This is a genomic window from candidate division KSB1 bacterium, from assembly GCA_034506255.1.
Lineage (GTDB): Bacteria > Zhuqueibacterota > Zhuqueibacteria > Zhuqueibacterales > Zhuqueibacteraceae > Coneutiohabitans > Coneutiohabitans thermophilus.
On sequence record JAPDPX010000001.1, the window covers coordinates 708,034 to 734,261 of the forward strand.

The following is a 26,228-nucleotide window of genomic DNA, read 5'->3' on the forward strand; positions in this document are numbered from 1 at the left end:
GCCCCCGCGGTGATCACGCAAATCCGCCAGGGTCAACCCGCCGACACAAGCGTTGAACCTGAATTTTGTTTGGGTCGTCTTGCCCTCACCACCTGCGCTTGAAATCGCCGGTGCAAAACTCAAAGCGGCTAAAGGCCGACTTATCACCGGGTGGTGGGCAGCCGCCCTCAGGCGGTTTCGCCTGGGAATTTATTCCCGGGCGAAAGATGGCAAAAAAGATGCAAAATTCAGGTCGAAGGTGGAGCAGCCTGAATCAGCAGGGCCGCAGAAAGTAAACTTTTTTCCCTGGTGATGCAAGGTGAAAGTGCCGCGCGCTGGAATCCTCAGTAACGCGTGGCGCAGCGCAGGCATCCCTGCCCGAGACAAGATGAGGTCTGTGCTGCGTCTCCCCCCGGAACTGAGGCATGACCGCCCGCTGCAGTTACCTTCACTCTGTCTGCGAAGCAAGCGGAATGACACGCTGTACCACCGCCATGTCGACGATCGGAACTTTGGCAACCAAATCCCCCAGCCCCAGCGCGCGCAGGAAATAGGGCGGCAGGCTGCGAAAACGCAGGCGCACCTCAAGATGAACGGCGCCGCGCAGGCTGCCGGCAAGGGGGATGCGGTAGCCGGCGGTGCGCGTGGCCAGGAACGGAATCAGGTTGTTTTCCACGCGACTGGCTTCGAAGAAAAACAACACCTCGCCCCCCTCCGGCCCGCGCAGCGTTTGCCGGAACACCGTCAAATCGGCATCGGCGTTGCGGTTGAGCTCGCTGTGCTGATCCATCAAATCACCGTTGGCATCGAGCTGGCCGCTTTGATACAAAAGATTGCCGTTGTCATCGCGCGCGCGGATGGCAATCCACATCTGCCGCTCTGCCGTCACGCCCGAGGGCAGCGCATGCCCGGTTTTATTGTTGAAAATGCTCACCTGCACCTGCAGCGTATCGCCGGCGTGAAGCGTGGCAGGATGCGTCACCTGCATGCTGGCGGCATTCTGCAGCAGTTTCTCGCTCTCCCGGCGCTGCAAATCTGCCCCGGGAAAATCCACCAGCGGCACGTCCACGCCGACGAACGTGTGGCGATGTACCTGCTCGCGCAGCGGCCCGCCCACCGCCGCCTGACCGGCATAAACCGGCATGTGGCAGTCCTGACAATCGAACGACATGCCGGCCAGCGCCGCCACATTCCATTCGCTGAACGTCTCTTCGACCATTACACCCAGGGGATTTTTCACCTCATGGCAGACGCCGCAAAATTCCGAGCGGCTGAACAGCGGATTGAATTGCGAGTCATGGAAGCCATTGGGGGCGGGATCCGCCAGGCTGCCGTATTTCACCTTGCCCGGTTTGAGCTCGAACGCCGCGTTGAAGGGCTGGTTGATTTTGGTCAGGGAATGACAAACCTCGCAGCTCACGCCCCGGTGGGAGACAGCAGAAAGCTTGTTGGGATCAAAAAAGGGCGGCGTTTCGCCCGTCAGGCTGGCCACCGGGCTGTGGCATTGGGTGCAGAATTGATCGAGCCGGCCGCCGGTCTTCTGCTGGCCGGCGGCATTCATCGCGAAGAACACCGGATCCGTGAAGGCATAGGCGTGCATGGAAGTGGACCATTCCGCATAGTGGTTGGGATGGCAGCCCTGACAGGTCTCGGCGGTGGCGAAATCCGTGACTTTGAACTTGGGCGCACTGCCGGCCGGCGGCTGGACAGGATCCGGATTGTTGCAGGCGGTCAACAGCAGGAGAAGAGGCGGTGCCAGGCAAGCGTTCTTCATTGTGTCTCGAATTTGGGCGTGGTCGTTTTACTCTGCCCGCCGGCACGAATGCACCCGCAGCGCGGGACCGCCGGACAAAGTGAGACGAAATTTAGCGGGATTTTCCCAAGAATCAAGCTTGCCGTGCATTGACTTTACTGTTGCCGCGGGCTATATTCCGCGCGGCAATGCCCTCAGCAATTCTGTTACGGCGGGAATAGCGGCAGGCCGTTTGCCGTTTCAAGTAGAGATGATCTTTCAACCCGGTGATGCCGGACAAGCCACCGGTTCGGAGCAAAAACTTCCGCCGTGCACATGTGCGGCGGACATGGCGGGCACAACGCCCGCAGGAGGTGCACAACATTCATGTTCGGCTCACGACTCATGTTTCTCGTTGCCGCCGTGATATTCACAGCCTGCATGGCCAAAGGCGGAAAATCCGCCGGGAATGAGCATGCCGCGGTTGGCGACAGCAGCCGCACTTTCAAGCCGTTGCAGAAGACCCGCGAGCAGTGGCGCCAGTTGCTCTCGCCGGAAGCGTATGGCGTGTTGTTCGAGGAAAACACGGAGCCTCCCTTTACCAGCCCGCTCAATCGGGAGAAGCGCCGGGGGACGTTCATTTGTGCGGCATGCTACCTGCCGCTTTTTTCCTCGGAAGCCAAATTCGAAAGCGGCACGGGCTGGCCGAGTTTTTTCAAGCCCATTGCGCCCGCCCATATCGCCACCAAAACCGACTACAAGCTGATGCTGCCGCGCACGGAGTACCACTGCGCACGCTGCGGCGGCCATCAGGGCCACGTGTTTGATGACGGCCCGCCGCCCACCGGCCAGCGCTGGTGCAACAATGGTGTCGCGCTGAAATTCATTCCCGAAGGCGAGCCACTGCCGGCGCTGCGCGACTAGCCGGCGCCGTTTCCCAAATCCCTTGCAATAGCAGCGCCCAGCAACGGCTTGACCATTGCAGCGGCCGTATTGTTTTGCTCGTCCGCGAGCCGCGGCGGGCGGACGCCGTTTGCCACTTTAACCCTTGACCATAATCTCGGGAGCCAGTCACATGAGAACACTTTTGGTTGCAGCCGCACTGCTGCTTTTCTCCTGCCAATCTTCGGGACAGGACAGTCACAAGGCTTCACCGGCACCGGCGAGCGCAGTGCCGGCACAGCATCTCGCCCAGGCAACCTTTGCAGGTGGCTGCTTCTGGTGCATGGAAGCGCCGTTTGATGAAGTAGCGGGCGTGGTGGCCACGACCTCGGGCTATACCGGCGGCAACACGAGCAATCCCACTTATGAAGAAGTTTCTGCCGGTGGAACCGGCCATGCGGAAGCCGTGCAGGTGGTTTACGATTCCACCCGCACCAGCTACGCCCAACTGCTCGAAGTGTTTTGGCACAACATCGATCCGCTCACGCCCAACCGGCAGTTTTGCGATGCCGGCACACAATACCGCTCGGCAATCTTCTATCACAATGAAGAGCAGCGCCGGCTGGCAGAAGCCTCCCGGCAGCGACTGGCGGGCCGCTTTTCTCAACCGATCGTCACCCAGATCGTTCCGCTCGAGGTCTTTTATCCCGCCGAAGAATATCATCAAGATTTCTACCGGAAGAATCCGTTGCGCTACAAAGCCTATCGCAGTGGTTGCGGCCGCGACCGGCGGCTGCAGGAGCTGTGGGGCGGGCAGAAATGAGACCCTCGCGATCACGGTCCGCTCGCGCAGCCTCACAGCTGTCCGGAACAAAACAGAGGAGGAGGGCATGATTCTCGCCGGCGACATTGGCGGCACCAAAGCGCGTCTGGCATGGTATCGGTTCGAGCACGGCAGCCTTGTTCGTGAGAATACGGCCACCTTTGCGGTGCGCGATTATGCCAGCCTCGCCGAGGTGGTGGCGGCATTTGTGACCCGTTTTCCAGCGCGCGCGGCACGCGCCTGTCTCGGCGTGCCCGGGCCGGTGATCCAGGGACGGGCACAGGCGGCCAATCTGCCCTGGCAGCTCGACGAACAGCAGCTCCAGAAAGCGCTGGGCCTGACACACGTGAAGTTGGTGAATGATTTGTTCGCGACCGCTGCGGCCATTCCTCTGTTGACCGCCGGGGACTTGATCACCCTCAACCCGGGTGAGGCGCCGGCCGGGGAGGCGACCTATGCGGTGCTGGCGCCCGGCACCGGTCTGGGCCAGGGGTTTTACCACAGTCGCGCCGGCGTGCTGCCTTCCGAAGGCGGCCATGTCGATTTCGCGCCCACCACTGAAATCGAAATCGAGTTGCTGCGGTTTTTGCGCACACGCTTCCCGCGCGTCAGCTTTGAGCGGGTTTTGTCCGGACCGGGTTTGGTGAATATCTATGAATTTCTCCGGGAGACCGGCCGCGCACCAGAGCCGCCGAAGTTGCGCCAACGTCTGCAGTGTGAAGACCCGGCGGCGGTGATTGCAACCGCTGGTCTGGCCGATGAATTTCCAATTTGCGCGCAAGCCCTGGACCTCTTTGCCGCGATTCTCGGTGCACAAGCGGGAAATCTGGTGCTCACCCTGCTGGCAACCGGTGGTGTCTACCTGGGCGGCGGCGTGTCGATGAAAATCGCGCGCAAGCTGCAGGACGGCACCGTGCTGAAAGCCTTCCTGAACAAAGGCCGGCTGTCCGACCTGGTGAAGAAAACGCCTTTGCACATCATTCGGGATGATCAGGTGGCGCTGCGCGGTGCCGCTGCGCTGGCTGCCCGGCTTTAGGCCGGTTGCCACGCCATGCGTCCGGCAACCATTGCTCAGGTCTTTTCCCCGACTCCTTCCCCTTGATGACAACGGTTTGATGACTTTCATGCGCAGGGATTTCCCCGCCCAAGCCGGGGAAGGCGAAAAAACACACCAAAAGAAAGGCGGGGCAAGAGCAAAAACACCATGCTTTCTGCAAAGTCCGGTCAGCACCGGCTTTCTGCTTTTTATCCCGCCACGCCCGGCTTGCCTTTTGCCAAAACTCTGCTTTATTCCTGGGGCAGCGGTGACGCGTGAAAGGAGGAGAGAAGATGGATTTGCATGCCGCCCTGGTGGCGCTGCTCGAGCCCGGCCGTGTTTTGACCCGCCCACTTGATTTGATTGCCTACGCCAGCGATGCCAGTTCTTACCGTCTTATCCCGCAGGCGGTGGTGCTGCCCAAATCCCTGCGTGAAATCCAGGCCTTGTTCGTTTTTGCCCGCGCCAATCGCATCCCGTTGACGTTTCGCACCGCCGGCACGAGCCTGTCGGGCCAGGCGGTCACCTCCGGCATCCTGGTGGAGGTGGCGCGCCATTGGAAGAAAATTCAGGTGGAGGATGAAGGCCGGCGCGTGCGGGTGCAGCCCGGCGTCATCGGCAGCCACGTGAATGCGGTGCTCAGACCCTACGGCCGGCGCCTGGGCCCGGATCCGGCTTCGATCGACGCCTGCATGATGGGCGGCATTCTCGCCAACAACGCCAGCGGCATGTGCTGTGGGGTGGTGGAGAATTCCTATCACACCCTCGCCACGATCACTTACCTGCTCCCCAACGGGGTGGTGGTGAACACCGCCGAGGCTGACGCCGATGAACGCCTGCGCCAGCAGGCGCCGGCATTGCACCGCGGCATTCTCGCACTCAAACAGCGCGTCACAGCCGATGACAGCTTGTGCGTCCGCATTCGCGCAAAATACCGCATGAAAAACACCACCGGTTATTCGCTCAACGCGCTGCTCGATTTCAATGAGCCGGCGGAGATTCTCGGCCATTTGATGATCGGCTCGGAGGGCACGCTGGGATTCATTGCCGAGGCTGTGCTGCACACGCTGCCCGCTTATCCCCTGCGCTACACCGGCCTGCTCACCTTCGCCGCGGTGCAGCATGCCGGCAGCGCCATCCTGCCGCTGCGGGATTCCGGTGCGCGCGCGCTCGAGATCATGGATCGCGCCGCTTTGCGGTCGGTGGAGCATCTCGCCGGCGCGCCCGCTTTGTTGAAAGCACTGCCGGAGGGCGCTGCGGGGCTTTTGGTCGAGTATCAATGCACCACACCGGAGGAACTGCAGCAGGCGCGCCAGGCCGCGCAGCAGGTGTGCCGCACACTCACGCTGCTGCATCCGCCTGTCTTCACGGAGGAGGCCGCCGCCCAAGCCTTGCTGTGGAAACTGCGCAAGGGCCTGTTTCCCGCCATTGGCGCGCTGCGGCCGCAGGGTACGACCGTGATCATCGAAGACGTGGCCTTCCAAGTGGAGCGGCTGGCGGAGGCCATCACTGATCTGCAGGAGTTGTTTCACGAATTTGGCTATCACGAGGCGATCATCTTCGGCCATGCCAAGGACGGCAATCTGCATTTCGTGATCACGCCCTCGTTCAATACCGACGCGGAAATTGAACGCTACGAGCATTTCATGGCCAGCCTGGTAAAGCTGGTGGTGGAGAAGTATGACGGCGCCCTGAAAGCAGAGCACGGCACCGGCCGGAATATTGCGCCCTTCGTCGAGGCGGAATGGGGAAGAACGGCCTTCGCGATCATGAAGGAATTGAAGCGGCTGGTGGATCCCGATGGCTTTCTTAATCCCGGCGTGATCATCAATGACGATCCCCGCGCGCACGTGCGGCACTTGAAGACGCTGCCGGTGGTGGAGACCGAAGTAGACAAGTGCATCGAGTGCGGCTTCTGTGAGCCACACTGTCCGAGCCGCCGCCTGACCCTGACCCCACGCCAGCGCATCGTCGTGCGCCGTGAAATCGCGCGGCAACGTGCCGCCTGCAGCCACGCTGCAAGTTTGACATCCGTGCTCGGCGATTACCAGTATGCCGGCCTTGAGACCTGCGCCGTGGATGGTCTGTGTGCCACAGCCTGTCCGGTTGCAATCAACACCGGCGAGCTGGTCAAGCGACTGCGCAGCGAAGGTCATTCTGAAAAAGCCAGCCGCCGGGCTTTGCAGGTGGCACGCCGGCTGTTGATTATGGAAAAAGCACTGCGTTTTGCCAACCGCAGCGCGCATTGGACGGCACGTGTGCTGGGCGACAAGACTCTCCTGAAAATGACGCAGACGGCCGAGCGCCTGCTCCAAACACCGCTGCCGAAATGGCATCATGCCATGCCACCGCCGCCACGACGCATTCCAAGGACAGGACGGGAGGGAGCGTATGCGGTTTATTTTCCCGCCTGCCTGACGCGGATCATGGGAGGCCCGCCCGCCGGACAACGTGCGCTGCCGGAATTGCTGCCGCTGCTGGCGGAACGTGCCGGCTTGCCGGTGTGGATTCCCTCCGATAGCGCGGGGCATTGTTGCGGCATGCCGTTTGGCTCCAAAGGCTATACCGCAGCCTATCACGCAACGCTGCGCCGGATGATCGCGAAATGCTGGGCCTGGTCCGACGAAGGCCGGTTGCCGATCGTGATCGATGCCAGCTCCTGCGCGCACACTCTGCGCTCGTGCGCGCAGGATTTGACGGGGGAGGATCTCCAGCGCTGGCGTCAGCTCACCATTCTCGACAGCGTGGAATTCGTGCACGACCGGCTGCTGAGCCGGCTGCAACCCCGCCGTCTGTCCGAGGCCGTAATGTTGCACCCCAACTGTGCGACGCGCAAACTTGGCCTGACCGACAGGCTGCAGCAGCTCGCCGCCGCCTGCGCGGAATCTGTCGCCATTCCCGTGCAGCTCGATTGCTGTGCCTTTGCCGGCGACCGGGGTTTGCTCTTCCCGGAGCTGACCCAATCCGCCACGGCAGTGGAGGCGGCCGAGGTCAATGCCGGCAACTATGACGGCTATTACTCCAGCAATCTCACTTGTGAAATGGGCATGACGCTCGCGACCGGCCGGCGCTATCAGTCGATTCTTTATCTCGTCGAGCGCGCCACCCGCAAAGCGTCATGAGCAGAAAACCGCCAGCGGGCAAGATCGTGCCCAGAGCACCGGTGCGATGGCCGGGCTGTGGCGTTGAGGAGCGTGCATGTTAAAACTCGATTTGATTCAAACTCTGGCCTTTGCCGGCCTGGCGCTGTATCTCGGCCATTTTCTGCGCCGCCTCGTTCCCGTGCTGGCGCGCTACAACCTGCCGGCGCCGGTGCTCGGCGGTTTGCTGGTGGCCGGAATTGTCACAGCCGGCCGGCGGTTTGACATGACCTTCTTTGCGTTCGACACGACACTGCAAAGCCCGCTGATGATTGCCTTCTTCACAGCCATCGGCTTCGGCGCCAGCTTGGCGCTGCTCAAACGCGGCGGCCCGCAGGTGCTGATTCTGTTTCTCTGCGCCACCCTCGGTGCGGTGGTACAAAACCTTCTCGGCATGGCGCTGGCAAAACCGCTGGGCATTCATCCCCTGATTGGCGTGATCAGCGGATCGTTGACTCTCGCCGGCGGGCCGGCGACCGGTCTGGCATTTGCGCCATTGTTCGAGCAGGCGGGTATTCCCGGCGCCGCCACCATTGCGATTGCCGCGGCGATGGCCGGCATCATCGCGGCCAGCGTACTGGGCGGACCGCTGGCCACTCTATTGATCGAACGCTTTCAGCTCAAGCCCAATCCTCGGTCGCACGAAAACGAGGCTGTGTTGCAGCCGGAAGCACCAGCGCCTGCCCGGGGGGCAGCGCAAAATACGGAAGCCGCCGTTCTGCTTAAGAGTGTGACTCTGCTGCTGGTGGTGATGTGGCTGGGCGCATGGCTCAGCGCCGGCTTGAAGGCCATGGGTGTAACCTTGCCGGCATATATCGGCGCGATGGTGGTGGCCGCGCTGGTGCGCAACCTTGATGATGCCACCGGCAAGTTCGGGTTGCCGCATCGCACGGTGGAAGCTTTGGGCACGGCGGCGCTGACGTTGTTCATCGTGCTAGCACTGATGACGCTGAAGCTGTGGGAGCTCGCCGGCCTGGCGCTGCCGCTACTCGTGATCCTGGCGGCGCAGGTGGCAATGATGGCGCTGGTTTGTCTCTGGCCGATGTTCCGCCTGCTGGGGCATGATTACGATGCCGCGGTGATGGTGAGCGGCTTCTGCGGCTTCATGCTCGGCACCACCGCCAATGCCATGGCCAACATGGAAGCCCTGGTGGAGCGCTATGGTCCGGCGCCGCGCGCGTTTCTGGTGGTGCCAATGATCGGCGCCTTCTTCATCGACTTCAGCAACGCCTTGCTGCTGACCGCCTGTGTCAATCTGTTTAAATGAAATGACCGGGTGCGCCCCGACAGTCGGGCGAACCTGCCGCACACCCGGTCAAGCTCATCAAATTGTCAAGGACAAGTCAACGAGAGAATCACATGTCCAAATTGCACGAACTTGCCGAGGCCGGTCAATCTCCCTGGTATGAAGGTTTGCGCCGCGCCTGCCTGACCAGCGGCGAACTGGCCGGTTGGCTCGAACGCGGCGTGCGCGGCCTGAACGCGAATTGGAACGTCATGGCAAATGCCATAGCCGGCAGCGCCGATTACGACGCTGATCTGATCCGCCTCGCTCAGGCAGGCACGCCCATGGCGGAAATTCAGGAAATATTAATTCGGGACGATGCGGCGCGCGCCGCTGATCTGCTCAAGCCGGTTTACGACGCGACTGCCGGCCGCGATGGGTACGTCAGCCTCGATCTCGACCCGCTCCCGGCCCACGATCCCGCGGCCACGATCACTGCGGCACAGCGGCTTTTCGCCGCGTTGAACCGTCCGAATGTGATGATCAAAATTCCCGCCACGCCGGCCGCCCTGCCGGCGATCACCGATTTGATCGCTGCCGGCGTGAACCTCAACGTAACCCTGATTTTTGATCTGCCAACCTATGAGCAGGTGGCCGGGGCCTTTCTGGCCGGACTCGAGCAGCGCCTGGGTCACGGCGAAGCACTCCATTCCGTGGCCGCCGTGGCCTCGTTTCACGTCGGAGAGATTGATGCCGCACTCGCGCCGTTGCTGGCGGCAAAAGGGGAAAGCGACCTGCTGAACAGGCCCGGCGTTGCCTGCGCCAGGCTGCTTTACCAAAAATTTCAGGAAATTTTTCAAGGCCCGCGCTGGCAGAAACTCGCCGCTGCCGGTGCGCAACCGCAGCGGCTGCTGTGGAGCAGCACCAGCATGAACAATCCCCTGTTCCCCGACACCTTCTATGTCGAAAATTTGACCGGGCCGCAGACTCTCTGCAGCATGACACTCAGGACACTCACCGCCTTTCTTGATCATGGCAACACGGCGCCCATGCTGACCGCCGGCATCAGCGCGGCGCGCGCACAGCTTGCGCAGGTGGCGGCCCTGGGGATTGACATGCATGCGATCGCCCGGCAGCTCCTGCAGCAGAGTCTGCAGGCGCACACCCGGGCACTGGAGAGGCTGCGCGCTCATCTCGCGGACAAGTTGCAACGTTTGCAGAGCGGACAGGCACGTCACCATTTCTTTTTGGGGAAGTATGAAGGTGCAGTCGCGGCGGCGCTGCAGGAGTTGCACGAGCACGCCATTCTGCCGCGGATCTGGCGGCATGATCACACGGTGTGGAAACCTCAACCCACCGAGATTACCAATCGCCTGGGCTGGCTGCACAGTCCGGAAGTGATGCCGGCGGCCATTGCTGAAATCACCGCTTTTGTGGAGGAAGTGCGCGCTGCAGGCTTCACCCATGCCCTGCTGCTCGGCATGGGCGGCTCGAGTCTCGCGCCGGAGGTTTTCCGTTTCACCTTTGGCGTGCGGCCGGGATTTCTCGATCTTGCCGTGCTCGACAGCACCGATGCCGAGGCCGTTGCCGCACAGGCGCAACGGCTGGATCCCGCCAAAACGCTGTTCCTCGTTTCGACAAAATCCGGCGGCACGGTGGAGACGTTTTCGTTCTTTAAATACTTTTACAACTTTGCGGCGCCACGGGTCGGCAGGGACAAAGTTGGCAAACACTTCGTCGCGATCACGGATCCCGGCAGCGGTTTGGTGGATACGGCCGTCAAGTGGGGCTTCCGCAAGGTGTTTCTCAATGATCCCAACATCGGCGGCCGCTACTCCGCGCTTTCGTACTTCGGTCTGGTGCCGGCCGCGCTGCTGGGCGTGGATTTGCCCCGGCTGTTGGAACGCGCCGCGCTCATGGCATGCAACAGCGAGGGCTGCAATTCTCCCGTGGTGGGAGACAATATCTCTGCAAAGCTCGGCGCGATCCTGGGGGAAATGGCAGCCAGTGGTCGCGACAAAGTCACGCTGCTGGCCTCAACCGCCATTCGCCATTTTGGCACCTGGGCCGAGCAACTGATTGCGGAAAGCACCGGCAAGGAAGGCAGGGGCATTTTGCCGGTGGAAGGGGAGGAGGTGGCATCGCCGGCAGCCTATGCCGATGATCGTGTCTTCGTGCATCTGCGGCTGGGCGGGGACAATACTCTCGCTGCCGCCCTCGCCGCCCTGCAGCAAGCCGGGCATCCCGTACTGCAATTCACCTGGCAGGATGAGTATGATCTCGGCGGCGAATTCTTTCGCTGGGAAATGGCCACGGCAGTGGCCAGCCGGCGGCTGGGCATCAATCCCTTCGATCAGCCCAATGTGGAATCCGCCAAAGTGTTGGCCCGGCAAATGGTGGCAGCCTATCAAAAGTCGGGACAGTTGCCCGAAGCCACACCCACGCTGCAGGTGGATGGCATTGCGGTTTATGCCGATTTTGCTGCCACCGATCTGTGGCAGGCGCTGCAACAATTCCTGGCGCCGGCAGAAAGGGCGGACGGGGCCCGCCCGCGCGCTTATGTCGCTTTGCAGGCTTACTTGCCGCCCGGTGCTGAAACCGACGCGGCACTGCAGCAGATGCGCCGCCGGATCATGCGGCACTGGCGCTGTGCCACCACCGTCGGCTACGGCCCGCGCTTCCTTCATTCCACCGGCCAGCTTCACAAAGGCGATGCCGGCAACGGGCTCTTTATCCAATTTACCTCTGATCCCCGCCAGGATTTGCCGATTCCCGATGAAGCCGGCAGCGCCGCCTCTTCCATGACCTTTGGCGTGCTCAAGCTGGCGCAGGCGCTCGGCGATCAGCAGGCCCTGCGCAATGCCGGTCGGCGCGTCATGCGTTTTCACCTCGGAACCGAGGTGGTGCGGCATCTGCAACGGCTGGCCGATTTGATTGCCTGATCACGGACAGGATTTGTCGTATTGCGGGATGACATCATGAAACGCATTTTGATCACCGGAGCCAGCGGTTTTCTCGGCGGACATCTTTGCAGCCAGGCCGTCAGTCAGGCGCAGGTTTATGGCCTCTGCCATCACCATTCCGCGCTGCCTCCCGGCGTGACGCCCGTCCGGCTGGATTTGGCTGACAGCGGGGGCATCGCGCCGGTGTTGCAAGCGGTGAATCCCGACACCATCATTCATGCCGCCGTGCTGCAAGTGGATGAATGCGAAACCCGCCCGGAATTGGCGCGCTTGATCAATGTCGAGGCCACGCGCGTCATTGCCCGGTGGTGCGGCGGGCAGGGACGACGGCTGGTCTATATCTCCTCCGATCTCGTTTTTGCCGGCGACACGGGCTGGTACGTCGAGACCGATGTTCCCAAGCCCCTGAGTGTGTATGGTGCAACCAAACGCGAGGGCGAGCTGGTGACGCTGGCGCATTGCCCGCAAGCGGCGGTCGCGCGCCTGCCTTTGCTTTATGGCCTGCCTTATGCCCGCGGGTATTGCTTTTTCGCCGGAATGCTCGAACGTCTGCGTCAGGGTGAGGAGGTGACGGTGTTTCACGATCAATATCGCACCCCAGGGTTGGTGGGAAACATGGCTGCCGCAGTTTTGGAACTGGCCGGCACCGGCTTCGCCGGCATCATTCATTTGGGCGGAGCACAGCGCGGCAGCCGGTTTGAATTTGCCCGCACCCTTTGTCGCATCGCTGGTTTCCCGGAAACCCTGCTGCGACCGGTTTCGATGTTTGCCGTGGCATTGCCCGCAGCGCGGCCGCGCGACGTTTCACTCAAAAACACCATTGCCCCCGGTCTGTTGCGGACACCACTGCTTGGATTTGAAGAGGGGCTGCGCATGCTTGTTGGCCACTGAGCCCGTGCCTGCCTCAGAAAATTAAAAAGCCGGAAGTGCAACCGCACTCCCGGCTTTCGATTTATCTCAGAACGTTGTTGCGCGACCGGTTCTCAGCTCACCCGGATGTCGATTTCGCGGCTCATGGCTTCCTTGCTCTTGGGCAGCGTGACAGTGAGCACACCATCCTTGTAATCCGCCTTGATGTTGCTGCGATCGATGCCCTCGCCCAGTCGGAAGCGGCGCTCGAAGCGGCCCTGACGCGTTTCACGCAGATGGAAAGACTGCTCGGCATCTCCCGTCTCCAAACGTTTTTCACCACCCAGCGTCAGCATGCCGTTGTCGAGCGTGATCTTGAGATCGTCTTTTCTCACACCCGGCAATTCCGCACGCAGGATGAAACCGTCCTTGCCTTCCAGGATGTCGACTTCCGGCACGAACGATGTCAGGGTATCAGTGCCGTTGAACCAATCGCGGAGCAAAGTATTCTCCAGCTCGGAAAACACGGTCGCAGCGGGATGCCATTTCACCAACATGATCAACTCTCCTTCGGTTTGGGGTTATCGTTAAAGGTTTATTTGTCGTCTTTTGCCTTGTTTTTATGCAAGGCCCATGCCGCTTGTTTTTTCGGCCAAATTATCCGTGGCGAAATGGTTTGTTCTGCCGATGTGGCATCAGACACTGACCGCGCTGACGGATTGTCCAGTAGTGCCGATGCAATTCTGACGTGCATATGAAACGTTGGCAGCTGTTGCGAAGCACCGCCGGTGAGAGCAGAATCGCGCGGCCATCTGGCTTGCGCCGATGCCTGCACAGCAATATCCCGAAAATACCGTAGCGCATACTGTCCGCCCAATGTCACGACCTGAATTTTGCACCCAGATTGATCCCATCCGCGGGGAACGCCGATTTGATCGCGAAGACCAACCACCCAAGTGTTGGGGCACAAAAAATTTTGCAGGCAAAGGTGCGGTCCACTCCTGTAGGAGTGCACTTCCCACACGCCATTTATTCCAGGCAACCGCAAGCCGGCATGCAAAATGCAAACGGCAAAAAAGTACTTTTGTAGTAGACCCTTCAAGGTCAGCACCACGACAGTTCATCTTCATCCCGATGGCTGGCCATACGCCATACGGGCTGGGCAGATTACCCTGAAAAACACTGGCATGGCCGCGACGTTTTTGGATGAACGCAGGTACAAAAATCAGATCCACCCGGGTTCAAAAATTTTGGTTGCAGCTTGCGGGCCGCCTCATAACAGGTGAGAAACGGTTTGGCTTCCGAAGCCTGGAAAAATGGTGTCCGCGCCCGACGTTTTGGAAGCCTCGACCCGGCCGGGCCGGAAACGTTTTCGGACAAACACGAATTGCCGGCCCATGGCAGGGAGCCCTGCCATGAACACGGAACATTCGGAATTGCATTCTTCGCCGGGGTTGCTTATCATCCGCCCGCGGGCAAAATCACACCCGATTTTTTGCCAGGAGATGCAACATGCCAATTCGACCTGTAGACCTGAAAAAGGCCGATGAGCAGACTTTACAAATTGACTGGGAGGACGGCGAGACCAGTTTCTATCCCATGGCATTTCTACGCCGCAGCTGTCCCTGTGCCTCCTGTGAGGAAGCCCGGCATGCAAAGCCCGCCGGCAACCTGCTCAGGGTATTGCAGCCGCATGAGATCATTTCCGATCAAGTCACCATAACCCGCGCGGAAGTGGTGGGGCGCTATGCCCTTCATTTTGACTGGAGCGACGGGCATCACGAGGGCATTTATACTTTCGATTATCTGCGGGCGCTGGCGCAGGAGGAAGTTTGTCGCCGGCTCAAGGAAGAGAGGGGGCCGGCGGGAGAGTAGAGGCTTGCATGTCCCACAAACACAAAACGCCACCGGGCTTCCACGGAAGCCCGGTGGCGTTTTGCTTTTGGAGGCATAATCCCAACCGCCGCGGGGGAGGCGGCAACCAGGCCGACCGGGCTATTTGATCAGTTGCATTCTGCCGGTGGCAATACGGTTGCCGGCTTGCAGGCGGAAGATGTAGGTTCCGCTGGAAACCGGAACGCCCGCCTGATTGCGGCCGTTCCAGCGGCGATGATGCTGGCCCGCGTTTAGCTCGTGGTTGATCAATGTCCGCACCAACTGGCCGTTCATATTGAAGATCTGCAACCGCACCAGGCCGGGCTGGTCGAGCCGGAAGCGAATCGTAGTTTCAGGATTGAACGGGTTGGGATAAACTTCCGCCGCCAGTTTGTAATCACTGATCGGCGCTTGCGCGGCTTCGGCCCACGGCGCGCCGCCCGAGCTTTTCGGAAGCGCCGCCAGCGTCAGCAAGTTGTACCACACTTCATCGCGGGTGACGTTGGACGATGTAATCATCAAGTTCGAGGCGCTGGTGACATTGTGCGCCGGACCCGAGGAATCGAAGAAATCATCCAGGTCGCTGTAGAACACCGTGTCAACGGGCGTCGCGAGCAGGTCGTCGTAGTCGCCGAAATTGACCCGCTTCATCTCACCAGTCTGCGACGCGCCCTCCCGTGTGCCGAAGAGGTAGAGCACGTTGTTGGTAACATCGAGAGTGATGACCGGGCGGGTCCAGCCGTTGCCCTGGATGACGTCATACAGCGTCCAATTGCCGTTCGTTTCGCGATGATACAGGCCGTTTTTTAAAGTGGTGGCACCACCACCGCCTTTGGTCTTTATGACCATGAAAACCTCGTTGTTGTGGGTCGCCATGGCGATGTGGTTGTCGGCAAAAGTGCCGGAGGGTTGCTGCAAGTTGCCCGTCTCATCGGTCCACAGCGTATCGTGGTCACTTTCGCTGTGCCGCAGGAAGCCGAATACCGAGGTGCTGTTGCTGCTGTTTTCTGCGTAACCCACACCGATGCTGTTGGCCCCGCCGTTTTGGAAGGCAACGGCATCGACCAGGCCGGTCGCCTGATTGAGATTGCGCTTGAGGGTAATTTTCGCAGTCCAGGAGGTCCCGTCGTTGGTTGACTTCTGTCCGCTCAGGGTGGAATCGGCGATCCAGAAGACCCACAAATTGCCGCCCAGGGTGCGGGTGAGCACCATGTTGCTTTCCTGCACGGAATTGACGGTCTTGGGATAACCGCTGTCGATGCTCCAATTGCCGCCGCTGAAGCTCAACCGCAGAAGCTGGGTGGTGGAGGGCCCGGGCAGCAGGATGTAGGCCTTGTTGCTGCTGCTCACCAGCACCACATCGGGCCGGGCCTTTTGCGCCGAGCTGATCTGGATGCTTTGCGTCCATGTGAAACCGTCGAATTTCCACAAATACCATCTGCTGTCGGTTTTCGACTCCGCCGCGAGCCACCAATAGCCGCCATGATGAAACACTTTACTTTGATTGGCGTTGTCGAACTTGCTGTTGGTGCCGGGTACGGGTGCACCAAACAGATTGCTCGGTTCGATGTCATAGGGCTGGGAGGCAACCTGTGTGGTTTCAACACTGGTGTAGACGAACAGCGTGTAGCTGCCATTGACCGCGGGATTGCGCACCGCCGTTTCGGGCAAATACAGAGTGATCGAGTCGTTGTTGGCCGTCTCGACCGTGGCGGGGACCTGAATCTGAATGGTGCGTGTGGCGCTGTCCCCCGCGGCGCCGGCCGGTGTGCCATTGAGCTGGACGCCAAGCAAGTTGCCATGCGTGATTTGGGTCGCCGTGTTGAAACGCACCCGCACGGTATCCACGCCTGCCAGCATGCGGCCGTGCTTGCCAAGGCGAAAACCAATGGTATAGTTGGCAACTGAATCCGCGTCGGTCGGCAGCAGGGCCACGCGCGCGGCAGTCACGGTGGTGGTGGCGCGCACCAGATTGTAGGCCGGCGAATACACCGGCATCGGCTGTGCGCTGGTCCAGGCCTGCAGCGAATCCAAACCAAAGGCGGTTTTGTTGTAGACGCCGGCGAGGGTGTCAATCTCCACGAAAGCCGTGTCGCCACCTGGAACCGTCACCGGCGTGGTAATGGTGACTTCGCGCAGACTGGAATTGGTCCCCACCGTGCTGGCGGCCACGCCGTTGACTTTCACGTGCGCCGGAGCGATTGCGGCCGGCACGTAAGTGTTGAATGGAAACCGCAGCGATATCGTGCCGATACCGGCCGTGAGTGTGCCATTGCTGCTGTCGGTCAACACCACCGGCACTGTGTAGCTGGCTCGGGCATTCACCTCGTTTGGTTCCACTATGACGGAATCCACTGCCACCGGAACCGTCGGCGTGTTTTGCAGCAGATTGAACCACATATCGTTGGTGCTGGTGTTGCTGGCGCAGACCATCGTGCCAATCGTGCTGTTGACGAATTGGCGGGGCATGGTTGCGTGCTGCAGGGTGTTGCCAGCGGCGAAGATCAGCCGCGCGGCGGTCACACTGCTCGCCGTGTTTTCGCTGCCGATGGGCACGAGTTTGTACTCCGCAAAACTGCTGTCGGAACGAATGCCGGCCAGGATCAGGGAGTTGCTGGTGGTGTCGATCGCCAGAGTTGGCGAGGTCCAACCCGCCGCCGGGCTGAAGAAGACGGCATGGTTCGACCAGCTACCGGTGTTGCTGCGTTTGTATAGCGTGTTGCGCGGCACCCCGCTGCTGCCGCCAAAATTTCTGGTGATGAGGTAGATGTTGTTGTTCGGATCGACCGCCATGCTGATCTGATTGTTGGCGTTTTCGTTGCCCTGGTAGGTGAGCAGGTGGGTTTCATCCGTCCAGACACTGTCCGGATCACCTTCGAGATGGCGGAGGAACCCGTAGCGGCTGGTCGAGCTGGAAACACCCTCTTCGCCATAAGCCACGCCGATGTAATGGTTGCCACTTTGTGTGAAAGCCACGGCATCGGTGGTGCCTTTATTCTGATTGAGTGACGACTTGACGGTGATGGGGGTCGCCGACCAGGTCACCCCGCCGTCGGTCGATTTCTTGGCCTGCAGCGTGCCATTGTGGATGCGGAAAACCCACAAGTCGCCATTGGCGGCTGCGGTAAAACTCAGAGGATTGGCATCGTCGCTGTTGCCAAAACCGGGGATATTGACACTGAAGGCTGTATTCCACGTGCCGGCGCTGTAGATCAGGCCCCAGAATTTGACGGTATTCGTGTGGGAGCGTAATACACCGAGATGCCCGAGATTGCTGTCCAGCAGCACGTCATAGCGGTTTTTGGCGCCTTTGTCCAGCGCTTTATTGCGCGTCCACACGCCGCCGCCGTCATAGCGCCAAATGTACCAACGGTTGTTGGTGGCATCCAGTGCAATTGCCCACCATTTGCCATCGTGGTAAAACGTCTTGTTCTGGTTGGATTTGGAAGAGTTGGCGGCCGTGTTGACATGCATGACCGCGCCCGGTTGCGCAAGCACCTGCGGCCCCCACGCCAGCCCGGATAAAATCAGAGTGCCCAAGAGACTGGCACGCTTTCGCAAAAACCGTGTGACCAACGACACCATGTTGGGACTCCTGCTGATGGTGAAAATCCTTGGGACTCCGTCCAACTTGCAGTCCACTGCTTCATGGGCCTCGTCCGTGGAAGCTCTGAAAGGGGAGAGGAAAAGATGGGAAAGCCGCGAGTGTCCGTTCCATGGACCCCAGGCGCACAGCAGCAATGAAGACGGACACTTCGCTACACTAAATGTGAGTTAAGAATACCCCAGCGGTCGGCAAGTGCGGAAAGTCTGCAGAAAAAGTCGGTACAACGGCTTGCATGAGTGCCCTCTCCAACAAAAAAACACCACTTGTCCTGTGTGAGGACAAGTGGTGTCGGGGAAGCCTTGCCATTATCTGCCCGCTTTGTGCGGGACCATCCGATGGCGGCTGTTGAAAAGTATCTTCCCTGCACCAGCAGCTTTCTTACTTGATGAAGTGCAACAGACCGGTTTGTGCTTGGCCATCAACGAGCAGCCGGTAGAAATACGTGCCGCTGGCCACTGGCTCGCCGAGTTGGTTGCGGCCATTCCACCTGCGTTCGTGAGTTCCTGCTGGCAGGTCGCCATTCACCAGGGTGCGTACCACCTGCCCGTTGAGGTTGAAAATCTGCAGCCGTACGCTGGCCGGGCTGGTCAACCGGAAGCGCAGGTTGGTGACGGGATTGAAGGGATTGGGATAGGCCGTAATCACGGTTCCCGCACCGGTTGCCACGCCGCTTGCAGTTTGCCGGCTCTCCTCCGGCGCAATCCCGGGTTTGGCCAATGCGCCGTCGAGCAGGGCGATGAATTGCGACCAGGTCGCGTCGCGCGTGATGTTGCTTGCCAGCACCATCAGATCACTGGCCGAGGTCAAAGTATGATGCGCGGCTGACAGGTCGAAGAAGTCATCACTGGAATTTTGAAAGATCGTATCGACCGGGGCCGACACCAGATCATTGTAGTGACCGAGCGCCACATGCTTCATCTCGCCGATTTGCACGGCGCCTTCGGTCGTGCCCATCACGTACAGCTCGCCGTTGCTGGCGTCGATGGCACCAACCGGCCGCGTCCAGCCTTCGCCGATGTTGATCGCATAGCTCGACCAATCCCCATCCGTTTCACGATGCATCAGACCGTTTTTGGCGGCGGTGGCGGTGCCCCCCGCAGTTTTCACGATCATGAAGATCTCATTGTTGTGCACCAGCATGTTGATGTGGTCATCGGCATCGGTGCCATCGAACTGTTCGAGGTTGGAAGTTTCATCCGTCCAAATCGTATCAGGATCCGTGTCCTTGTGACGCAAAAAGCCAAAGATCGCGCTCGAGCTCCCATCCTCCGCATAGCCGAGGCCAACATAGCTGTTGCCCGCGTACGTAAAGGGAACGGCATCCGTCAAGCCATTCTGATCGTGCAGACCGCTCTTGATCACCACCGCTGATCCCCAGGTGTTGCCGTTGTCACTGGAACGGCGGCCATGGATGGCACCGCCGCTGATGTAGAACACCCAGAGAGCGCCGTTGTTGGCGCGCACCAGATTCATGTTGGCCTGTTGCACCGCCCACACGGTCTTGGGATAGCCGCTGTCGGTTGTCCAGGTTTGGCTGCCGGGATTGTAAGTCAGCCGCGTGAGGTAGGTCGTGCTTGCCCCTGGCAGCAGGATATAAACGCGGTTATTCGGGGCGTCGAGGATGCAGTCCGGCCGGGCTTTGGAGAGATTGGTGATCAGGCGCACTGCCGTCCAGGTGGTGTCCAACCGCTGGCACAGATACCAGTTCTTGCTGCTCTTGTCCTGCAGCATCGCCCACCAATAGCCGCCATGATGGAAGATTTTGCTTTGATTTTGGCGCTCGATGTTTTTGGTGGTTGAACTGATGGGCCTGCCGATGCGAATGTCATATCCCTGCGATTGCACCAAAGTGGTTTCGACGCTGGTTGCCAAGTGCAAATAAAACGTGTCGGCGTGGGAGGGATTGGTGATTCCAGTATACGGGATGAAAAGCGTCACCGAATCGGAGTTGTTGATGGTGACCGCTGCCGGCACGGTAATGGTTACCGTGCGATTGCTGCTGTTGCCGGAGGCCGTCGCGCTCACGGCATTCACTGTCACTCCCGTCAAACTGCCATTGGCAATTACCGTGGGCAAGGGAAATTGCACCGTGAACGTACTGGTGCCACTGAGCAGACGTCCGGCTGCGCCCACCCGAAAGGCGATGGTATAATTTGCCGCGCTGTCCGCCTCTGCAGGGAAGGGAGTGACGGTCGCGGCGGTGACGGTGGTGTTGGTGGCAAACAGGGTGTAGCTTGGCGAGGTCACGGGTGTGTGCTGCGCGCTGGTCCACGCTTCGAGGGTGTAGTTGCCCGCCAACGTCGGATTGAGCAGGCCGGTAGCGGCGGTGACCTCCACAGTGACGAGGGAAGACGGAGCGATGTTGACCGGCGTCGTAATCGCCAGTTCCCGCGTTGCGGAATTGGCCGAAGCCGTGGCCGCCGGTGTGCCATTGATCAGGATGTTGGCAGGAGAGATACTGGCCGGCACCAGTGTGTTGTCGGGGAAACGCAAATAAATTTGACCGCTACCGGCGCTCAGCGCACCACCTGCCGAGACTGTCATCTGGATGGTGTAGCCGGCATTGTAATTGACCGTGTCGGGAGAGACCGCCACCGAGTTGATGATCAGGTTGCTGGCGGCACTGATTGGCAGCAGGTTGAACCACAAATCATCGTCGGTCGTATTGTCGCCCACCACCATCAAGCCGGTGGTCGAATTCAGCAAGCCGGCCGGCACACTGATGTTGGCGAAGGCATCGGTGCCGGAAGCCAAAAGCGTATCCACCGCGGCGGTCAGCAGGGTGTTTTCCTGGCCGATGCTGCACATTTTGTACTCGACGATCGCAGAGGTGGTGTTGCGCCCGAGCAAATAAAGCACCTGATTCTCGCCATCGATCGCAATCGCGGGGGAAGTCCACAAGGGGCCGGTACCAACATTGTTCACGGCGAACTTGCTCCACACGCCGGCGGTGTTGCGCCGATAGAGGGTGTTGCGGGGATCGCTGCTGTTGCCGCCGGCGGTGCGCACAAACATGTAAATCTGATTTGTGCCATCAACGGCCATGCAGATGTCATTGAGCGCGACTTCGCTGCCGAAGAAAGTCAGTTGGCTGCTTTCATCCGTCCAGAGGGTGTCGGCATCACCGTCGCGATGATAGAGGAAGCCATAAGCGCTGTTTGCCGCATTCTTCTCGGCATAACCGACACCTACGTAATTTTGGCCGCCGAGCGTGAAGGCCACGGCATCGGTTGTGCCTGTGGAAACATTCAGGCCGGTTTTGATGGTAATGGCGGGACTCCAGGTCGTGCCCATATTGCTGGAGTAAGTCGCCTGCAAGTTGCTGCTGCCATCGACACGAAACAGCCACAGGGTTCCGTTCCTGGCCAGCACCATGCTCACCGGGTTGGATTTGTCGGGATGCACGAAATACTGAAGCGTCGACTTTTCCAGTTCCTTCGACCAGAGGCCACCGGCGTAGCCATACCGCCGAAAGCGCGGTTTGGTATGATGCGAGGCAAAGGTGTAAAGCTTGTCATTCACCGTGTCCAGGACCGCGTCGATGTAATAACTGGTGCTGGCTTCCTGTTTGTTGGTCCTCGTCCAAACACTGCCATCGTACTTCCAGATATACCACTTGGCCTGCGCTTCATGATAGCCCAAAGTCCACCACATGCCATCATAGAAAAACACTTTGCTTTGATTGGACTTACGAAACTCGGCGGTGGTGGAGACGGCGAGCGGCGAACCCGGCTGGGCGAAGAGAGGGGCGGCACATACGAGAAAGCTCACGATCCATACAAATAGCACTCCCCATAACCGCGAGCACTTTGATGTCGATAGCATATTGGATGCCTCCAAAAAAGATGAGACGAAAAATGTATAAGGAGCCTGATTTGAGTTGGTTTGCAGGTGGCAAGCGTGTGGATGGTTAAACATCAACGCGCTTGGCAGCAACCTTTTATCTCCAACCAGGTATTGGCACAAAAAGCAACCGGCTGGTTTACCCGTCAAGGTATCGTCATCCACCTCACGGCCGGCAAGCGGGTTGTCGGTTCGTGATGCAGGCCAATAAGCAGACGAGAATGGCAAGCGCTGATTTTATCCAGGCATCCGTTTATTACACCAGAAGAGAGGGAAATGCGGAATTTCGTCGCAATTGCATGCGTCGCCGGAGGGTATCGCCAGCTTTTGCTTGCATGTTCTAGGCAATTTTGCTATGTTCGTACCCACGCGTGACAAGACCATGCTGCTTCCCGATGATCGCAAGCAACTGCAACAACATGCCAACTCTTTTCCCCGCGAAGATGACTGCCACCGCGGTGGTGATTCACTACCATGAGATTGCCCTGAAAGGCAACAACCGGCGTTATTTCGAGAAGAAGCTGCAACGCAACATCATGCGCGCAACGGCGTCGCTGGGCATGCTCGAGGTGCGGCGTCTGCCGGGCCGCTTGCTGGGAATTCTGTCGCCGCAAGCCGATTGGCCGCAATTGCGCCAGGCTCTGCAACAGGTCTTTGGAGTGGCCTACTTTGCGCCCACAATCAGAGTCCCGCAGGATTTGGAGGCCATCAAGCATGCGGCACGAGAGCTGTTGCAGGGCAAAACCTTTGCGAGCTTCAAAGTGGAAACCAAACGCGCGCAAAAGGCCTTTGCCTGGACTTCGCCCCAGGTCAATGCCGCGCTCGGAGAATATTTATGCGCGCATTTTCCGGCCAAGGTGGATCTCACACATCCCGAAGTCACGCTGTGGGTCGAAATCGCCGATGATTATGCCCTGCTGTACTGCGAGCGGGTAGCGGGAGCCGGCGGCCTGCCGGTGGGAACCAGCGAGCGCGCAGTTTGCCTGATCTCCGGCGGCATCGATTCGCCGGTGGCGGCCTATCGCCTCATGCGACGCGGCGTGAAGTTGATCTTCGTGCATTTCCACAGCGCACCGTTCACCAGCACCGCCTCCCAGCGGCTGGTCGAGCGCCAGGTTCAGCTTCTCACCCGTTTTCAGTTCCTGTCTTCGCTGTATTTGCTCCCCTTCGCCGAGGTGCAGCGGCATCTGGTGGCGGTTTGCCCGCCGAGTCTGCGGGTCATCCTTTACCGCCGCGCAATGTTGCGCCTGGCGGAGCGTATCGCGCAAAACTATCATGCACCGGCATTGGTGACCGGCGACAATGTGGCGCAAGTGGCCAGCCAAACGCTGTCGAACCTGCATGTGATCAGTGCCGCGGTCGGGCTGCCGGTCATCCGGCCCCTGGCAGGAGAGGACAAGCAGGACATCATCGCGCAGGCGCGTCAAATCGGCACCTATGCCATCTCCATCGAACCGTATGAAGATTGTTGCTCCCTGTTTGCCGCGCCCAATCCTGAAACGCATGCCCGGCTCGAGACCGTCAGGCGATTCGAGGCAATGTTCGACCTGGAGGCGGAACTCGGCAAGGCGCTGCAACAAGCCGTGATCAAGCGTTATCGCTTCCGCCGCCAGGTGTGTGAGGAGCTGCCGGCACCACCGGCTGCGTCGGCGAATCGCGAACAACTCTGATCAGCAATACCGCCGTTCATGAAAAATCCCAGCCAGGCGTTTGCCGAAAATGACGCGGTGATTTTCTACGACCGCAAGGAACGTCTCTATTACGACGTCCTGCGACCGGGACGGTCAACCAACATCCGCGGTGATTTGCTGCCACATGATCAAATCATCGGACGCCGGGAAGGTTTCATTTTGCGTTCACAGCGCGACAAGCCCTATTGGGTTTTTCGGCCGACGCTCAACGATCATGTCGTGCACATGCGCCGCGGTGCCACGGTGATCTATCCCAAGGATTTGGGAGTGATGTTGCAATATGCCGACATCTATCCCGGCGCCACCGTGGTGGAATCCGGCCTGGGTTCGGGTGCACTGGCCACCGCCTTACTGCGCATGGTGGGGCCGCAGGGGAGGGTCATCAGCTACGAAATACGCCAGGATTTCATCACTCTGGCACAACGCAATTTACAGCTCTTTGCCGGGGAAACACCCAATCATGTGGTGCGGCAGTGCGATATCTATGAGCATTTTGAAGAGGAACAAGTGGACCGGCTGTTGCTGGACGTGCCGGAGCCGTGGCGGGTGCTGCCCGGTGCCACCCCAAAGTTGCGTGCCGGTGCAATTGTTTGCAGTTATTCCCCCACCATCATTCAGGCCAAATCATTTGTCGAGGCCTTGCGTGCCGAGCATTGCTTCATCGCCATTCAAACGCTGGAGGTGATGCTGCGGCCCTGGAACATCGCCGGTCTGTCGGTGCGGCCAGCATTGCGCATGGTGGGACATACCGGCTTCCTGACCTTTGCCCGCAAATCCGAGAAATCGACCTTGCCACCCGAACCCCCTCCGGAAGCGGAAACCACTGCTGCCGGATCACCAAATGAGGAGGAGCATGAAGCACAAGCATGAATTTCTCTCGGGACGCAAGATTTCACCCACACCCATCCGGCCCAACGTGACGGTCAGCGAGCTGGTGGAACAGACCTTCTTTGCCTACAATTCGGCGCGCTTGCGCGAGGCTTGCCGCCTGCTGACCGAAAAGATGCTCGAACCGGATGTCACCATTGGCATGAGCCTGACCGGCGCACTGTCGCCGGCAGGTTTGGGAATTTCCGCAATTATCCCGCTCATAGAAAACGGCTTCGTCGATTGGATCGTTTCCACCGGCGCCAATCTTTATCACGATACCCATTTCGGCCTCGGGCTTTCCATGCACCAAGGCACGCATCTCGCGGATGATGTGGTCTTGCGGGAAAAGGGCGTGGTGCGCATCTATGACATCTTCTTCGATTATCATGTCCTGCTCGATACGGATGCCTTCTACTACCAAATCATCGGGAGTCCGGAATTTCAACGGACGATGAGCACGGCCGAGTTTCACCATCTCGTCGGGAAATATGTCGCCGCGCGCGAAGCTGAGCTCGGCATGCACAACTATTCGATGCTGGCGGCTGCCTATGAGTATGGTGTGCCGATTTATACTTCCTCCCCGGGTGACTCGTCGATCGGCATGAACGTGGCAGCCAAAGCCATGCTCGGCAATCGTCTGCTTATCGACGTCAATGCCGACGTGAATGAAACCTCCGCCATTGTGTTGGATGCCAAACGCAACGGCGGCAAGAGTGCGGTGTTGATCTTCGGTGGCGGCTCGCCCAAGAATTTCATGCTGCAAACCGAACCCCAGTTGCAGGAAGTCATGAAGATTGCCGACAATGGCCATGACTATTTTCTGCAGATCACAGATGCCCGCCAGGATACAGGCGGGCTCTCAGGCGCCACCCCTGCGGAAGCCGTCAGTTGGGGCAAAGTCGATCCGGAAAAATTACCCGATACCGTGGTTTGCTATTGCGACACGACGATCGCCATGCCAATCCTGGTTGCATACGCGCTTTCCAAGCACCCGCCGCGCACACCCAAGCGCTTGTACCACCGCAGAGCAGAGATGCTCGAACGCCTCAAGTCTGAATATCTCGCTGCACTCGCGCAGGAGCAGGGAGATTGATTGCTCATGGCAACACGCGAAACCCCATCTGCTGACGAGGGACGGCTCATTGCAGCTTTAGAGCAAAGTCTCGTACTTGTTGAAAAACAGACATTAAACCTCCCGCTGTCCCGCTGGAATTTAAAGCATTCCATTGAGGCCTGGTCTGTCGCCGAAATCGTGCATCATCTCATTCTTGTCGAAGTGCAGCGCTTGCAGCAACTCAAAGATTTGCTTGAAGGCAAACGTGAAAGTGCGGCGGCCAGGACTGACAGTGCGCCGCCTGATTTCGCGGGCGTCCGCGCTCGGATGAAGCCGGTAAAGACGACAAAAGACATGGAGCCGACACCTGAGATTCCGCCAAAGGTGCTGATCGCCGGGTTGCGCCGGGCACGCAGCGAAACCATTGCATTCGTGCGCGCGTCTGATCTGCAGCAATTGGAGAAGGTGTGGATCAATACCGTATCTCTGGGCGCACTTAATGGTGTCGAGTTTATCGAATTTCTGTCAGCGCATATGGAGAGACATGCAAGGCAGATAGCGGAGACGCTGCAGCAAAGCTAGCCCAGCGAGTAAGCGACTGGTCGGCAGGATTTGTGGAAGGTCACTAACGTTTCGGGGTGAGTTGGTTTCCGCATTCG

Annotated in this window: 18 protein-coding genes; 13 read left to right on the forward strand and 5 right to left on the reverse strand. The window is 59.5% G+C overall.

Translation table 11 applies throughout. From position 1 onward, the window contains the following. Positions 1-427 precede the first annotated feature (427 nt). Entirely contained in the window at positions 428-1,753 is a 1,326-nt protein-coding gene (locus tag ONB52_02885) for a cytochrome c family protein (GenBank protein MDZ7415089.1), read from the reverse strand. A gap of 345 nt (positions 1,754-2,098) precedes the next feature. Between ONB52_02885 and msrB the strand changes: the two genes are divergently transcribed. From msrB to ONB52_02920, 7 genes are all read left to right on the forward strand, one after another. Continuing rightward, positions 2,099-2,635 carry a peptide-methionine (R)-S-oxide reductase MsrB gene (gene msrB, locus ONB52_02890; GenBank protein ID MDZ7415090.1) on the forward strand — a complete coding sequence of 179 codons (537 nt, stop codon included), beginning with the start codon at positions 2,099-2,101 and terminating at the stop codon, positions 2,633-2,635. A 151-nt stretch (positions 2,636-2,786) separates the two neighbouring features. Continuing rightward, positions 2,787-3,416, forward strand: a complete 630-nt coding sequence (gene msrA / locus ONB52_02895; protein MDZ7415091.1) for a peptide-methionine (S)-S-oxide reductase MsrA — start codon at positions 2,787-2,789, stop codon at positions 3,414-3,416. Positions 3,417-3,483: 67 nt separating this feature from the next. Then, positions 3,484-4,452: a glucokinase gene (gene glk / locus ONB52_02900; GenBank protein MDZ7415092.1), complete on the forward strand. Its 969-nt coding sequence runs from the start codon at positions 3,484-3,486 to the stop codon at positions 4,450-4,452. Positions 4,453-4,745: 293 nt separating this feature from the next. Further along, positions 4,746-7,574, forward strand: coding sequence for an FAD-binding oxidoreductase (locus ONB52_02905; protein ID MDZ7415093.1), 2,829 nt, complete (start codon positions 4,746-4,748; stop codon positions 7,572-7,574). A gap of 76 nt (positions 7,575-7,650) precedes the next feature. Continuing rightward, positions 7,651-8,859: a sodium/glutamate symporter gene (gene gltS / locus ONB52_02910; protein ID MDZ7415094.1), complete on the forward strand. Its 1,209-nt coding sequence runs from the start codon at positions 7,651-7,653 to the stop codon at positions 8,857-8,859. A 92-nt stretch (positions 8,860-8,951) separates the two neighbouring features. Next, positions 8,952-11,759: a bifunctional transaldolase/phosoglucose isomerase gene (locus ONB52_02915; protein ID MDZ7415095.1), complete on the forward strand. Its 2,808-nt coding sequence runs from the start codon at positions 8,952-8,954 to the stop codon at positions 11,757-11,759. A gap of 36 nt (positions 11,760-11,795) precedes the next feature. After that, positions 11,796-12,671 (forward strand): SDR family oxidoreductase, encoded by an 876-nt coding sequence (locus tag ONB52_02920; protein MDZ7415096.1) that lies wholly within the window; start codon positions 11,796-11,798, stop codon positions 12,669-12,671. Between the two features lie 92 nt (positions 12,672-12,763). On the opposite strand, the gene ONB52_02925 is transcribed toward ONB52_02920, so the two are convergent. Continuing rightward, a complete protein-coding gene (locus tag ONB52_02925; GenBank protein ID MDZ7415097.1) occupies positions 12,764-13,186 on the reverse strand; it encodes an Hsp20/alpha crystallin family protein in 423 nt (140 codons plus the stop codon). A 38-nt stretch (positions 13,187-13,224) separates the two neighbouring features. Then, positions 13,225-13,743: a hypothetical protein gene (locus tag ONB52_02930; GenBank protein MDZ7415098.1), complete on the reverse strand. Its 519-nt coding sequence runs from the start codon at positions 13,741-13,743 to the stop codon at positions 13,225-13,227. A gap of 398 nt (positions 13,744-14,141) precedes the next feature. On the opposite strand from ONB52_02930, the gene ONB52_02935 reads away from it, so the two are divergent. Beyond that, positions 14,142-14,504 carry a DUF971 domain-containing protein gene (locus ONB52_02935; protein ID MDZ7415099.1) on the forward strand — a complete coding sequence of 121 codons (363 nt, stop codon included), beginning with the start codon at positions 14,142-14,144 and terminating at the stop codon, positions 14,502-14,504. Positions 14,505-14,624: 120 nt separating this feature from the next. On the opposite strand, the gene ONB52_02940 is transcribed toward ONB52_02935, so the two are convergent. Beyond that, positions 14,625-17,978, reverse strand: a complete 3,354-nt coding sequence (locus ONB52_02940) for a T9SS type A sorting domain-containing protein (GenBank protein ID MDZ7415100.1) — start codon at positions 17,976-17,978, stop codon at positions 14,625-14,627. 511 nt (positions 17,979-18,489) lie between these two features. Next, positions 18,490-21,882, reverse strand: a complete 3,393-nt coding sequence (locus ONB52_02945; protein ID MDZ7415101.1) for a T9SS type A sorting domain-containing protein — start codon at positions 21,880-21,882, stop codon at positions 18,490-18,492. Between the two features lie 135 nt (positions 21,883-22,017). Here ONB52_02945 and ONB52_02950 point away from each other — a divergent pair, with 135 nt between their 5' ends. The 5 genes from ONB52_02950 to ONB52_02970 all read left to right on the forward strand — a co-directional run bounded on the left by ONB52_02950 (position 22,018) and on the right by ONB52_02970 (position 26,151). Then, positions 22,018-22,152 (forward strand): hypothetical protein, encoded by a 135-nt coding sequence (locus ONB52_02950; GenBank protein ID MDZ7415102.1) that lies wholly within the window; start codon positions 22,018-22,020, stop codon positions 22,150-22,152. Between the two features lie 221 nt (positions 22,153-22,373). After that, positions 22,374-23,624 (forward strand): tRNA 4-thiouridine(8) synthase ThiI, encoded by a 1,251-nt coding sequence (gene thiI / locus ONB52_02955; protein ID MDZ7415103.1) that lies wholly within the window; start codon positions 22,374-22,376, stop codon positions 23,622-23,624. 18 nt (positions 23,625-23,642) lie between these two features. Then, positions 23,643-24,515, forward strand: coding sequence for a tRNA (adenine-N1)-methyltransferase (locus ONB52_02960; GenBank protein MDZ7415104.1), 873 nt, complete (start codon positions 23,643-23,645; stop codon positions 24,513-24,515). After that, positions 24,499-25,608, forward strand: a complete 1,110-nt coding sequence (speY, locus tag ONB52_02965) for a deoxyhypusine synthase (GenBank protein MDZ7415105.1) — start codon at positions 24,499-24,501, stop codon at positions 25,606-25,608. Before ONB52_02960 ends, speY begins: the two co-directional genes overlap by 17 nt. A 6-nt stretch (positions 25,609-25,614) precedes the next feature. Next, on the forward strand, positions 25,615-26,151 hold the full coding sequence (locus ONB52_02970; protein ID MDZ7415106.1) for a DinB family protein: 537 nt from the start codon (positions 25,615-25,617) through the stop codon (positions 26,149-26,151). Positions 26,152-26,228 lie beyond the last annotated feature (77 nt).